This window comes from Actinomadura nitritigenes (assembly GCF_017573545.1).
In the GTDB taxonomy this organism is placed as follows: Bacteria; Actinomycetota; Actinomycetes; order Streptosporangiales; family Streptosporangiaceae; genus Spirillospora; species Spirillospora nitritigenes.
On sequence record NZ_JAGEOK010000005.1, the window covers coordinates 183,933 to 196,704 of the forward strand.

Annotated in this window: 11 protein-coding genes; 1 reads left to right on the top strand and 10 read right to left on the bottom strand. The window is 75.0% G+C overall.

The annotated features are described in order from the left end of the window. The 10 genes from J4557_RS09035 to J4557_RS09080 all read right to left on the bottom strand — a co-directional run bounded on the left by J4557_RS09035 (position 1) and on the right by J4557_RS09080 (position 11,611). Positions 1-1,734, bottom strand: coding sequence for an ATP-binding protein (locus J4557_RS09035; protein WP_208265991.1), 1,734 nt, complete (start codon positions 1,732-1,734; stop codon positions 1-3). Between the two features lie 13 nt (positions 1,735-1,747). Then, the gene (locus J4557_RS09040) at positions 1,748-2,644 is read right to left on the bottom strand and encodes an MBL fold metallo-hydrolase (protein ID WP_208265992.1); all 897 of its coding nucleotides are present in this window, start codon (positions 2,642-2,644) and stop codon (positions 1,748-1,750) included. After that, positions 2,641-3,768 carry an epoxide hydrolase family protein gene (locus J4557_RS09045; protein WP_208265993.1) on the bottom strand — a complete coding sequence of 376 codons (1,128 nt, stop codon included), beginning with the start codon at positions 3,766-3,768 and terminating at the stop codon, positions 2,641-2,643. Before J4557_RS09045 ends, J4557_RS09040 begins: the two co-directional genes overlap by 4 nt. 28 nt (positions 3,769-3,796) lie before the next feature. After that, complete coding sequence (locus J4557_RS09050; protein ID WP_208265994.1) at positions 3,797-5,008, bottom strand: beta-ketoacyl synthase N-terminal-like domain-containing protein; 1,212 nt, start codon at positions 5,006-5,008, stop codon at positions 3,797-3,799. After that, positions 5,005-6,288 (bottom strand): beta-ketoacyl-[acyl-carrier-protein] synthase family protein, encoded by a 1,284-nt coding sequence (locus tag J4557_RS09055; RefSeq protein WP_208265995.1) that lies wholly within the window; start codon positions 6,286-6,288, stop codon positions 5,005-5,007. The genes J4557_RS09050 and J4557_RS09055 overlap by 4 nt, the downstream gene beginning before the upstream one ends. Next, a complete protein-coding gene (locus J4557_RS09060; protein ID WP_208265996.1) occupies positions 6,288-7,139 on the bottom strand; it encodes an LLM class flavin-dependent oxidoreductase in 852 nt (283 codons plus the stop codon). Before J4557_RS09060 ends, J4557_RS09055 begins: the two co-directional genes overlap by 1 nt. Positions 7,140-7,197: 58 nt before the next feature. Then, entirely contained in the window at positions 7,198-8,334 is a 1,137-nt protein-coding gene (locus J4557_RS51595; protein ID WP_208265997.1) for an acyl-CoA dehydrogenase family protein, read from the bottom strand. Between the two features lie 19 nt (positions 8,335-8,353). Next, entirely contained in the window at positions 8,354-9,583 is a 1,230-nt protein-coding gene (locus J4557_RS09070) for a cytochrome P450 (protein WP_208265998.1), read from the bottom strand. Further along, positions 9,576-10,079 (bottom strand): SRPBCC family protein, encoded by a 504-nt coding sequence (locus J4557_RS09075; RefSeq protein WP_208265999.1) that lies wholly within the window; start codon positions 10,077-10,079, stop codon positions 9,576-9,578. Before J4557_RS09075 ends, J4557_RS09070 begins: the two co-directional genes overlap by 8 nt. An 83-nt stretch (positions 10,080-10,162) precedes the next feature. Next, positions 10,163-11,611: an MFS transporter gene (locus J4557_RS09080; RefSeq protein ID WP_208266000.1), complete on the bottom strand. Its 1,449-nt coding sequence runs from the start codon at positions 11,609-11,611 to the stop codon at positions 10,163-10,165. Between the two features lie 263 nt (positions 11,612-11,874). Here J4557_RS09080 and J4557_RS09085 point away from each other — a divergent pair, with 263 nt between their 5' ends. Next, the gene (locus J4557_RS09085) at positions 11,875-12,753 is read left to right on the top strand and encodes an AfsR/SARP family transcriptional regulator (protein ID WP_208266001.1); all 879 of its coding nucleotides are present in this window, start codon (positions 11,875-11,877) and stop codon (positions 12,751-12,753) included. The last annotated feature ends 19 nt before the right edge of the window (positions 12,754-12,772 follow it).

Below are 12,772 nucleotides of genomic sequence, written 5' to 3' on the forward strand. Positions count from 1 at the left end.
TCAGGTGATCAGGCAGATCCGGGTACCGGTGGCCACCGGGCGGCCGGGCAGGGCGTCGAGGGCGGAGACGGTGCCCGATTTGTGGGCGGTGAGGGGCTGCTCCATCTTCATCGCCTCGACCACGACGACGGTGTCGCCGGCGGCGACCGCGTCGCCCTCTTCGGCGAGGACCTTCACCACGGTGGCCTGGAGAGGGCAGATCAGGGCGTCGCCGTCGTCCTCCTTGGTCTTGGCCCTGCGCGGCCTGGGCCGGGACGGCGCCGGAGCGGAGGCTTCGGAAGATCCGGTGGACGAGTGCAGGACGACCTCGACGCGCCTGCCGTCCACCTCGACGGTGACGGCCCTGCGGCCGGACGGGCCGGGGTCGGTCGAGGGGTCCGGTTGAGCCGGGATCGAGGGGGCGCCACCGGACTCGATCCAGGCCGTGTGGACATCGAAGGGCTCGCCGGTGAAGGCCCTCTCCTCGACGACCGCGCGGTGGAACGGCAGGACGGTCGGGACCCCGGCGACCTCGAACTCCGCCAGGGCGCGGCGGGCCCGCTGCAGGGCGATGTCTCGGGTGGCGCCGGTGACGACGAGCTTGCCGAGCATGGAGTCGAACTGGCCCGGGACCTCCTGGCCCTCGGCGTAGCCGCCGTCCATGCGCACGCCCGGGCCGGAGGGAGGACGCCACGTCGCGAGCGTCCCGGTCGCGGGCATGAAGCCGCGGCCCGGGTCCTCGGCGTTGATCCGGAACTCGATCGCGTGGCCGCGCGGTTCGGGGTCGCCGTAGCCGAGCGGTTCGCCGTCGGCGATGCGGAACATCTCCCTGACCAGGTCGATGCCGGTCACCTCCTCGGTGACCGGGTGCTCGACCTGCAGCCGGGTGTTGACCTCGAGAAACGACACCGTGCCGTCGGCCGCGACGAGGAACTCGCAGGTGCCCGCGCCCACGTACCCGGCGGCCCGCAGGATCTTCCGGGACGCCTCGTACAGCGTCCGCCGCTGGTCGCCGGTGAGGAAGGGCGCAGGGGCCTCCTCCACGAGTTTCTGGTGGCGGCGTTGCAGGGTGCAGTCGCGGGTGGACACCACGACGACCTCGCCGTGCCGGTCCGCCAGGCATTGCGTCTCGACGTGCCGGGGACGGTCGAGGTAGCGCTCGACGAAGCATTCGCCGCGCCCGAACGCCGCCTCGGCCTCCCGGACGGCCGACTCGAACCGCTCGGGGATCTCGTCGAGGGAGCGGGCCACCTTGAGGCCCCGGCCCCCGCCGCCGAACGCGGCCTTGATCGCCACGGGCAGGCCGTGCTCGCGTCCGAACGCCACGGCCTCGTCGGCGCCGGACACCGGCTCCGCGGTGCCGGGGGCCAGCGGGGCGCCCTGCTCGCGGGCGACGCGGCGGGCCCGCACCTTGTCGCCGAGCAGCTCGATGGCGGACGGGGGCGGGCCGATCCACACCAGGCCCTCGTCGATGACCGCCTGGGCGAACTCGGCGCTCTCGGAGAGGAACCCGTAGCCGGGGTGCACCGCGTCGGCGCCGGCGTCCGCCGCCGCCTTGAGCAGCTTGCCGATGTCCAGGTAGGTCTCCGCGGGGGCGGCGCCGCCGAGCGCGTACGCCTCGTCGGCCATCCGCGCGTGCGGCGCGTCCACGTCGGGGTCGGCGTACACGGCGACGCAGGCCAGCCCGGCGTCGCGGCACGCCCGCACGACGCGGACCGCGATCTCGCCCCGGTTCGCGATCAGGATCTTGCGCACGGTCTCCTCCGGATCAGGCCCGGCAGGGCAGCGGCCCGCCGTGGTAGGTGATCATTTCGCCGAACATCGCCGCGACGTCCATGCGCTCGCCGGGCGGGGCGCCGCGCTCCTCGGCGCAGGCGCGCCGCAGGTTGGGGACGAGGCGCTCGGGGTCGAGGAGCCGCCCGTCCGGCTCGGCGCGGCGCGCGATCTCCAGAGGGTGCAGACCTTCGGCGAGCCCCTGCCGGGCCTCGTCGCGCACCCACCGCAGGTAGCGCTCCGCCTCGTCCAGCAGCTCGGGCCCGCCGACGGGGCCGTGCCCGGGGACGATGACGGCCGGGTCCAGCTCGCGCAGCCGCCCGACGGCGCGGAGGGAGCCCTCGACCGAGCCCATCATGCAGAACGGCGTGACGCCGGACATGACGAGGTCTCCGGCGAACAGGATCCGCTGGTCCGGCAGCCAGACGGCGGTGTCGTCGCGAGTGTGCGCGGGGCCGAGCCGGAACAGCTCGGCGCGCAGGCCGCCGGCGTGCAGCGTCATCCGCCGCTCGTAGGTGAGCGCCGGCGGTTCGAGCCGGATGTCGCCCCACTCGACGTCCGGCCAGAGGCCGCTGAGGTGCAGGTCCGCGAGGATCGCCTCCTCGCGCGTCCCCTCGTGCGCCACCACGACGGCCTCCGGCGTGAAGACGCAGTTGCCGAACGTGTGGTCGCCGTGGAAGTGGGTGTTCACGACGAGGCGCGGCGGCGCGGGCGCGACCTCGCGCACCGCGTCCCTCAGGGCCAGCGCGCGTTTCATGGTCGCGGCGGTGTCCACCACGATCGTGGTGCCGCCGGACGCGATGACGCCGGCGTTGTTCAGGCACCATCCGCCGTCCGGCTGCACGTAGGCGTGCACGCCGTCGGCCAGCCGTTGCAGGTGCGGCTCGGTCATCGTGGTCTCCCGAAGATCTGGTCGAGGAAGAACGCCCGGAGGTCGGCGGCCAGCAGGTCCGGGGACTCCAGCGCGGGGAAGTGGCCGCCCCGCTCGAACTCCGTCCACCGGACGATCGTGTTCGCGCGCTCCGCGAACGGGCGGATGGCGTGGTCGGTGGGGAAGACGGCCACGGCCGTGGGCACCGGGGAGCGGCCGTCGTGCTCCCACCGCGCCTCGTCGTGGAAGCGCTCGTAGTAGCTGTGCGCCGCCGAGCCCGCCGTGCCGGTGAACCAGTAGACGCTGACGTCGGTCAGGACGGCGTCCCTGCCGACGGCGTCGTCCGGCAGGTCGGCGGTCCCGGTCAGGTCGCGGTACCGCTCGGCGAACCAGGCGAGCAGCCCGGCGGGCGAGTCGTGGTGGGCGTGCGCGAGCGTCTGCGGGCTGGTGCCCTGGACGCGCAGGTAGGCGCCCTCGTTCCGCTGCCACCGCTGGAGCGCCTCGAACCTCTCGCGGTCCGCGCCGTCCAGCGCGTCGATGTCCTCGTCGCCGCCGGGCACCGTGACGAGCGCGTTGACGTGGACGCCGCGGACGCGGTCCGGGGCGTCCCGGCCCATCAGCGGGGCCACGAACGCGCCGACGTCGCCCCCGTGCACCCCGTACTCGGCGTATCCGAGCCGGCTCATCAGCGCGTTCAGCGCCTTGGCGGTCCGGCCGTCGGTCCATCCCGGCCCCGGCGGCGGGCCGGAGAACCCGAAACCGGGCAGGGACGGCGCCACCAGGTGGAAGTCGTCCCGGAGGGCGCCGATCAGGGCGGGGAAGTCGGCGACCGACCCCGGCCACCCATGGAGCAGCACCAGCGGGACGGCGCCGGGGTTCGCGGAACGCTCGTGCATGAAGTGCACGCGGGTCCCGTCGATCTCGGTGACGAACTGCGGGTGGGCGTTCAGCTCCGCCTCGTGCCGCCGCCAGTCGTACCCGTCGGCCCAGTACCCGGCGAGGCTCCGCAGGTAGGCGGTGGGGACGCCGCGCGACCAGCCGGTGCCGGGCGGGTCGGGCGCCCACCGGGTGGCACGCAGCCGGCGGCGCAGGTCGTCGACCTCGGGTTCGGGGATCGCGACCCGGTACGGACGGATCTCGGACATGCGGGCTCCTCGGCTGGGAAGGCGGCGGCTACGGCGCGGTGAGCACGGCCGCCGACGCGAACCCGCCGCGTCCGCGGGCGAGGACGAGCGCCGTGCCGATCGCGGCGGTCCGCGGCTCGTCCGCGACCAGGTCGAGGCGGTCGTCGGCGCGGTCCGGTCGGGTGCCGACGGTCGGCGGGATCACCCCGTCGCGCAGGGACAGGAGCGCGGTCGCCAGGTCCAGGGCCGCGCCGCCGGACAGCAGCCGCCCCGTCATCGACTTCGGTGCCGTCACCGGGACGGCGCGCGGCCCGAACAGCCGGGTCAGCGCCGCCGCCTCGCCGTCGTCGAGGTCGCGGCGGCCCGCCGCGTCGGCGAACACCACGTCGACCGCCGAGGCGGGCAGCCCCGCGTCGTCGAGCGCCGCCCGCGCCGCCCGGCACAGGCCGTCGGCGCAGCCGGGCTCCGGGTCGAACGCGGCGCCGTGCCCGGCGACCACGCCGTAGATCTGCGGGGCGCCGCGCTCCTCGGCGTCGGCACGGTCCTCGACGGTGAGGACGGCCCCGCCCTCGCCGGGGACGCAGCCGTCGGCGTCGGCGTCGAACGGCAGGTAGGCCGCCGCGGGGTCGGCGCGCGAGCTGAGCTCCCGGCTCGCGGTCTGGATCGCGACGCCGTACGGGCAGAGCGTCCCGTCGACGCCGCCCGCCACCATCATCGCCGTGCCGCTGCGGATCTTCCGGCGGGCGAACGCCAGGGTGTCGAGCCCGCCGGACTGCTCGGAGGCGAGCACCCCGCCGGGGCCCCGCATGCCGTTGTGGATGGAGATCTGGCCGGTGTGCACGGCGTAGTACCAGGCGAACGACATGTACGCGCTCACGTCCCGCCAGCCGCTCCCCCACAGCTTCTGCAGCTCCCGCTGCCCGAACTCCAGACCGCCCGACGTGCTCGCCGTGACGACGCCCATCTTGTACTCGGGCATGTCGCCCGGCTTGATCGCCGCGTCCCGCAGCGCCTCGCCGGCGGCGACGAGGGCGAGGCGCGTCACCCGGTCGCTCTGCGGCAGGAGCCGATCCGGCAGGTCCCGTTCGGCGGGGCACTCGGGGATCTCCCCCGCCACCGCCACCGGGTAGCCGGACGCGTCGAACCTCGTGATCGCGCCGATGCCGCTCCGGCCGTTCCGGACGGCGTCCCAGTACTCGTGGGCGCCGATCCCGTTCGGCGCGGTCACGCCGAGGCCGGTCACCACCGCCTGGCCGCTCATGCGCTGCTCCCTTCCGAGGCGCTCTCCGGATCGCGGAACACCATCGCGCTCTGGAATCCGCCGAACCCGCTGCCGACGGTCAGCGCCCCGCGCACGCGGTGCTCGCGCGCGTCGAGCGGGACGTAGTCCAGGTCGCACTCGGGGTCGGACTCGCGCAGGTTGGCGGTGGGCGGCACCACGCCGTGCGCCATCGCCAGCGCGCACGCGGCGATCTCGATGGACCCGATCGCGCCGAGCGAGTGGCCGACCGCCGCCTTGATGCCGCTGACGGGCACGCGGCGGGCGCGCTCCCCGAGGGCGCGCTTGAACGCCGCGGTCTCGTGCCGGTCGTTCTGCTTGGTACCCGAGCCGTGCGCGTTCACGTAGTCGACGTCCTCGGGGCCCATCCGGGCCTCGGCCAGCGCGGTGGTGATCGCCTCCGCCATCTCCCGGCCGTCCGGTTTGAGGCCGGTCATGTGGTAGGCGTTGCAGCGGGACGCGGCGCCCGCGAGCTCGGCGTAGATCCGCGCGCCGCGGCGCCGGGCGTGCTCGTACTCCTCCAGCACGAGCACGGCGGAGCCCTCGCCGAGGATCAGCCCGCGGCGGGTGCGGTCGAACGGGCGGCACGCGTGCTCCGGGTCGTCGTTGTAGACCGACTGCGCCTTGATCACGTCGAAGCAGGTGACGGTGATCGGCGAGATCGGGGCGTCGCTGCCGCCGGTGACGACCACGTCGGCCGCCCCGTCCCGGATCACCTCGGCGGCGTGCGCCACCGCGTCGATGCCGGAGGTGCAGCCCGTCGAGACGACCGTGGCCGGCCCGCGCGCGCCCGTGGTCAGCGCGACCTCGGCGGCCACCGAGCTCGGCAGGAAGTAGTCGTACATGTGCGGGCTGACGTAGGCCGGGTCGACCTTCCAGTGCGCGCCGCCGTCGCTGAGCACGACGTACTCGGCCTCCATGCTCTTGGTCCCGGCGACGGCGCTGCCCATCGCGACGCCGGTGCGCTCGGCGAGCCGCCCGTCCACGCGGAGGCCGCTGTCGTCCACGGCCTCCCGCGCGGCCACCTTGGCGAGCTGGACGAACCGGTCGTTGCGCCGGACCTCCTGCGGGGTGAGCCCGGCGGCCGCCGGGTCGAAGTCGCACTCGGCGGCGACCTGGCAGCGGTGCTCGGACGGGTCGAACTGGGTGATCCGGCGGGTCGCCGTCCGGCCGGAGGTGACCAGCTCCCAGAAGGGGCCGGTGCCGATCCCGCCGGGGGCGACCACGCCGATCCCGGTGATGACGGTCCTTCTGCGGGACATCAGGCGGCCTCCTCGAGCGTCTCGGCGAGCAGGTCCAGCTGCTCGGGCCCGGACGCGCAGGGCACCAGCACGAGCTCGTCGCAGCCCGCCTCCGCGAAGGCGCCGGCGGTCTCGCGCAGCCGCTCCGGGGTGGTCGGCGCCCCCTTGATCATCATGTCGGCGAGCCTCCCGGCGAAGGAGTAGTAGTCGCCGAGGTGCTCGCGGACGGCGGTGTCCGCGCCGGGGCCGAGGGCGTAGTACGCCTGCGCGACCATGCGCGGGCTCCCGGGGCGCCCGGCCTCCCGCCAGCGCCGGCGGACGTCGGCGGCCCGTTCGGCGAACGTCTGCGGCGGGCCCGCGGCGGCGAAGTAGCCGTCGCCGTGCGCGACGGCGCGGCGCAGCGCGGACGGGGCCCGGCCGCCGACGAGGATCTCGGGGTCGCCGCCGGGCGGCTCGGGGCCGATGTCGCCGCCCGCCCAGATCTTGCGCATCTCGGCGAGCATCGCGTCGAGGCGGCGCCCGCGGTCGCCGAACCCGGCGCCGGACGCGGCGTAGTCGTCCGGCCGGGCGCCCACCGCGACGCCGAGCGAGAGCCGGCCGTCCGACAGGTGGTGGACGGACGCGGCCTGCTTGGCGACCAGCGCGGTGTTGCTCCGGTACGGGGCGATGAGGATCCCGGTCGTCAGCCTGATCCGTTCGGTCACGGCCGCCGCCGCGGCCAGCGCGACCAGCGGTTCGTCGTTCCCGTACACCAGCCGGTCGAGCACCGCGAGGTCGGCGAACCCGGCGGCCTCGGCCCGGTGCGCCCAGTCCAGCAGGTCGCGGCCCTCGACCCCGCGGACCATGGTGGGCAGTGCCACTCCGTATTCCATCGTCGTCTCCTTTCCGGTCGGTTCCGCCCGCGGAGGCGGTCGCGCCCCCGGGAGCGGGTCAGGTCCGCGCGGCGAGCGCCTCGACGAAGCCGGGCGCGGCGCGCTCGGGACGCAGCGCGGCGTGCGAGCAGCCGACGGTGACGTCCCGCCAGCACCGCTGCAGCGGGTCGCTCCGGTCCTGCGCGGCGGTGCCCGCCGACTTCATGAGCGCGTTGACCGCCTCCACCAGCAGGGACGCCGCGTAGGAGGCGCGGTTGGCGTTCTCGAACGCGCGCGGGCGGCCCTCTCCGGCGTCCAGCGCGGACACCACCTGGTCGATCAGCAGCTCGGCCGCCTCGATCCGGGCGGCGGAGGTCGCGATCGCCAGGGACGCCGCGTCGCCGGCCGGCGGTGGGCCGCCGGTGCGCGGCGCGCCGGAGGGCGGTGCCGCCGCGCGCTTGGCGGCGGCCGTGCGGGTCGCGGAGGCGAGGGCCCCGCGCGCCGCGCCGATCAGCGCGGAGATGCAGGTCAGGCCGCCGACGGCGGGAAGCGGGACGTTGTGCTGCGGCGCCTGCGAGGTGTGGTTCAGCCCGCCCATCACCTCCTTGAACAGCGCCGTCCGATGCGCGGGCACGAACGCCTCCTCCACCGCGAGGGTGTGGCTGCCGGTGGCCCGCATGCCGACCGCGTCCCAGGTCGGTTCGCAGGTGAAGTCGGTACGGGGCACCGCGAAGAAGCGCGGTTCGACGCCGCCGGACGCGGGCCCGGCGATGAGCGCCCAGTCGGCGAACTCGACGCCGCTGACGTAGCGCCAGCGCCCGCGCAGCAGGAAACCGCCCTCGGTCTCCTCGGCGGACCCGGCGGGCACCAGGCCGGGGACGAGCAGCGCGCCCGGCGTGCCGTCCCACAGGTCCCGCTGGCCGTCGATCGGCAGATGGGCGGCGAACCGGCCGGTGTAGGCGAACATCGCGGCGCACCAGGCGGTGGACGCGCACGCCTCGCCGAGTTCGGAGACCGCCCCGGTCAGCTCGCGGAACGTGGATTCGGCGCCGCCCCAGCGGGCGGGCACGAAGTGCCGGGGCAGGGCGGTCGCGGTCACGGCGGCGACCGCCTCGCCGGACAGCCGGCCGGTGCGGTCGGCCTCGTCCGCGTGGTCGGCGGCGGCCCGCACCGCCGCGCCGAGGGCCGTGCGCTCGTCGGTCATGGTCGTGGTCACGGTCATCACTCCAGACGGGTCACCAGGTCACGGGCAGCGCCTCGACGCCGTACACGAGCCCGCCGTCCTTGAAGGACAGCTCCTCGAACGGGACGGCGAGCCGCAGATCGGGCAGCCGGCGGTAGAGCGTGCGGAAGACGACCTCCAGCTCCAGCCGGGCCAGCTCCGACCCGAGGCAGAGGTGGCGGCCGTGGCCGAAGGCCAGGTGCTTGCGGGAGCCGCGGGTGATGTCGAGCTCGTCGGGCCGCTCGAACGCCTCGGGGTCCCGGTTGGCGGCGGCGGTGAGCGGGAAGACGCCGTCGCCCTCCCGCACCTCGGTGCCGGAGATCGTCAGGTCGGTGCGCGCGACCCGCGCCGTGGTGAGGTCGGTGACGCTGAGGTAGCGCAGCAGCTCCTCGACGGCGGCCGGGGCGAGGTCGGGGTCGTCGCGCAGCCGGTCGAGCTGGTCGGGGTGGCGCAGCAGCGCCAGCGTGCCGAGCGCGATCATGCTGGCGGTGCTCTCGTGCCCGCCGTTGAACAGCAGCCGGGTGAGGTGGACCAGCTCGTCGAAGTCGTCCTCGCGCGGGAAGGCGCCGGTGAGCTTGGCGACGAGGTCGTCCCCGGGCTCGTCGTACTTGGCGGCGACCAGGTCGCGGAAGTAGGCGTCGAGCTGGTTGACCGCCTCCTTGCGCTCGGCGGCCGAGGCGGTCCCGCCGAACATCGTCCGGGTGCGGACGTGCAGGAAGTCCTTGTCCTTCGCCGGGATTCCGAGCAGCTCCATGATCACCGAGATGGTGATCGGCAGCGCCAGGTCGGCGAGCAGGTCGCGCGGCGGGCCCGCGTCCAGCAGCGCGTCCACCTGCCCGTCCACGATCTCCTCGACGCGGGGGCGGAGCAGCTTGACGCGCCGGACGGTGAAGTCCTTGGCGACCCGCTTGCGGTAGTCGGTGTGCCGCGGCGGGTCCATGCCGAGCAGGGACGAGTTGAGCGTGAAGTCCTTCGGGATCGGGAACGGGGCGGGGAAGCCCGGGTGGCCGCGGTCGTTGCCGAGCCGCTCGTCGTTCAGGGCCTCCCGGACCTCCGCGTACCGGGTGACGACCCAGGTCGGCTCGCCCGCGGACCGGGGGACGCGGGTGAGGCCCGGCCGCTCGCGGCACTCGCGGTGCCGGTCGGGCGGGGCGAACGGGCCGGGGCGCCGCCAGGGGAAGGGGGCGCCGCGCGCCTCGTCGTCTAGCGGATGGGCGTCGTGCGGGAGTTCGCGGTCAGGCATGGTCGCCTCCTGGAGTGAGGGTGGCGGCGAACGTCGCGAGCGTCTCGCCGGGGCTCGGGCCGTCGACGGCCGCGCGGATGCGCCCGGCGGCCCGGCCGTGCCGGGCCAGCTCGACATGGGCCAGCTCCACGCGGGTCCCGCCGGGCCCGCGAGGGGTGAAGGTCACCTCGACGCGGCTGGCCCGCTCGTCGTCGCCGATGGGACGGAAGTCGCCGTCGATGCGCCACGTCAGCACGAGGCGGTGCGGCGGCTCCCAGACCAGCACGCGGCCCCAGTCGAGCTCGGAGCCGTCGGTGGAGCGCTCGTACCAGCGGCCGCCCGCGCGCGGTTCGAAGACCACCCGCTCCCGCGCGGCGACCAGCACGTGGCTCTCCGGCCACCATTCGGTGGGCCGCCCGGTGAAGTGCGCGAAGGCGCGCTCCGGCGGCACGGGGACGTCGACGGACTTGCGGACGGGAGGGACCGTGGTCGTGGTCGCCGGCTGGCTCGCATCCATGGCCCCAATCTCGCCCGTGCCCGTCGACGTCCTGTCGGGATGCTGTCGAGGGCCGTGCCTCGGGAGGTCCGGCGGCGGGTGACTCAGCCGCGCGCGGCCTGCTCCTCGTCGCGGCGGACCTTCGGGACGGCCAGGGCGGCGGCCGCGCCGATGAGCGGGAACAGCGCGGAGACCAGGAGGGCCCGGTCGAAGCCCGCGGCGAGGGCCCGCGCGGTGGCGTGCGCCCCGTGCGCGACGTCGGAGGTGTGCGCGGCGGCGACGACCGCCAGGATGCCGAGACCGAGCGCGCCGCCGACCTGTCGGCTGGTGTTGAGCAGCCCGGAGACCAGGCCCTGCTCGCGGTAGCCGACCTCGGAGGTGCCCGCGACGGTCATGGACGCCGACACCAGGCCCTGGCCGATGCCGAGGACCAGCGTCGGGCCGAACAGGTCGGTCAGGAAGCCGGCGCCCGCTCCGGCGCCCGACAGCCAGGCCAGGCCGGCCGCCGACAGCAGCAGCCCGGCGACCAGCAGCGGCCGCGGGCCGACCTTGGGCACGAGCGGGGCGATGCCGCGCGCGGCCACGACGATGCCGAGGGACAGCGGCAGGTACGCGAAACCGGTCTCCAGCGGGCTGTACCCGAGGACGAGCTGGAGCAGCAGCGTGAACAGGAAGAACGTGCCCCACAGGGCGGCGGTGCTGGTGAACGCGACCAGGTTGGCCGCCGTGACGGAGCGGTTGCGGAAGATGCCGAGCGGCACCAGCGGGTGGGTCCTGCGGCGGACCTCGTTCACCGCGAACAGGGCCAGCAGGACGACCGCGAGACCGAGGCTCACGATGATCTGCGGCGAGTCCCAGCCCTCCTTCTCGGACCGGACGATGCCGTACACGAGCAGGATCAGCCCGGCCGTGATGGCGAGGGCGCCGGGCAGGTCCATGCGGCGGTCGTCGTCCTCCTTCCGGGACTCGGTGACCGCGTACGCGGCACCCGCCGTCAGCAGGACGCCGACGGGGACGTTGACGAGCAGGATCCAGCGCCAGGAGAGCCATTCGGTGATGGCTCCGCCGACGAGCGCGCCGATCGCCCCGCCGCCCGCGGCGACCGCGCCCCAGAGTCCGAAGGCCCGGGCGCGCCGCTCCTTGTCGGTGAAGGTGGTGCCGAGGACGGTCAGCGTCGCCGGGGCCATGACGGCGGCGCCGAGGCCCTGGACGCCCCGGGCTGCCAGCAGCGAGGCGGGGTTCCAGGCCAGGCCGCCGGCCAGGCTCGCGAGGGTGAAGACGGCGATGCCGCCGAGGAACACCCGGCGCCGCCCGTAGATGTCCGCGAGCCGCCCGCCGAGCAGCAGGAATCCCGCGAACACGATCGTGTACGCGTTGATGATCCATTGCAGCGAGTCGGTGCGGAAATGCAGGGCGGTTCTGATGGAGGGAAGCGCGACGTTCATCACCGAGGCGTCCAGCACCACCAGGAACTGGCCGGCGCAGCAGATGGCGAGGACGAGCCCGAGCCGCTCTGACGTGCCCCTCTCGGCAACCGTCGTATCGGTCGTCACCGAGGATCACTCCTCTTCGGTCGACGGGGCGTTCTCTGACGCCGCGCTTGATAACCGAAGGCGGGCGCGGGGAAACGCGTTCGCGCGGACCGCGGAGTACTCCTTTCGATACCCCCGGCCGCGCCGGAAGGCGCACGCGGTGATGGGCGTTCGGGAGCAGGCGCCTCACCGAACGACGAGCGGGCGCTTAACGGGCGCCTTCCCGGCTAGAAGCGGCGAATGCCATGAAGGACCGCGACAGAACGACGGAGGTCGAAACTCGGATGCTGCGCTTCAAGCTGCTCGGCCCGCTGGAGGTCGCGGGCGGCGGATCGGCGTTCGCACCGACCGCGCCGCGCGTGCTGAACACGCTCGCGCTGCTGCTGGTGCGCACGGGCCGCGTCGTGCCGCTCGACACGATCATCGAGGAGCTGTGGGGTGACGACCCGCCGCGCAGCGCGGCCCGCACCGCGCAGACGTACGTGTACCAGATCCGGCGCTGGCTGACCGGCGGCGACGGCCCTGCCCCGGGCAGGGACGCGCTCGTCACCCGCCCGCCGGGCTACATGCTGCGGGTCGCGCCCGAGCAGCTGGACCTCAGCCGGTTCGACCGGCTGCTCGCCGAGGGCCGCGGGCTGCTCCAGGACGGCCGCTCCGCCGACGCGGTGGGGCCGCTGTGCCGCGCGCTCGACCTGTGGACCGGTCCGCCGATGGCGAACGTCGAGCTGGGCCGGGTGCTGGAGGGCCATGCGGCGGCCCTGGACGAGCACCGCGCCCACGCGCTGAACCTGCGCATCGAGGCGGACCTGCGCCTCGGCCGGCACCGCGAGCTCATCGGCGAGCTGAGGTCGCTCGTGGCGCTGAAGCCGTACGACGAGTGGTACCACACGCTCCTGGTGTGCGCGCTGGCACGTTCCGGCCGCCGCTACGACGCGCTCGAGGCGTTCCACGCGGCGCGCCACATCCTCGCCGAGGACCTGGGGCTCAGCCCGTCGCCCGAGCTCAGCGAGGTGCACGCCGCCGTCCTGCAGGGCGAGCAGCCCCGGACGCCGCTCGCCTGCACGGCGGCAGCGGACGCCGCCCCCGCCGGAACCGGGGCGGCCGTGCCGAGGCCCCGGACCCACCGCGACGCCGGGCTGCCGTCCGCGCAGCCCGTCCACTGACCGGAGAACCCACTCACCG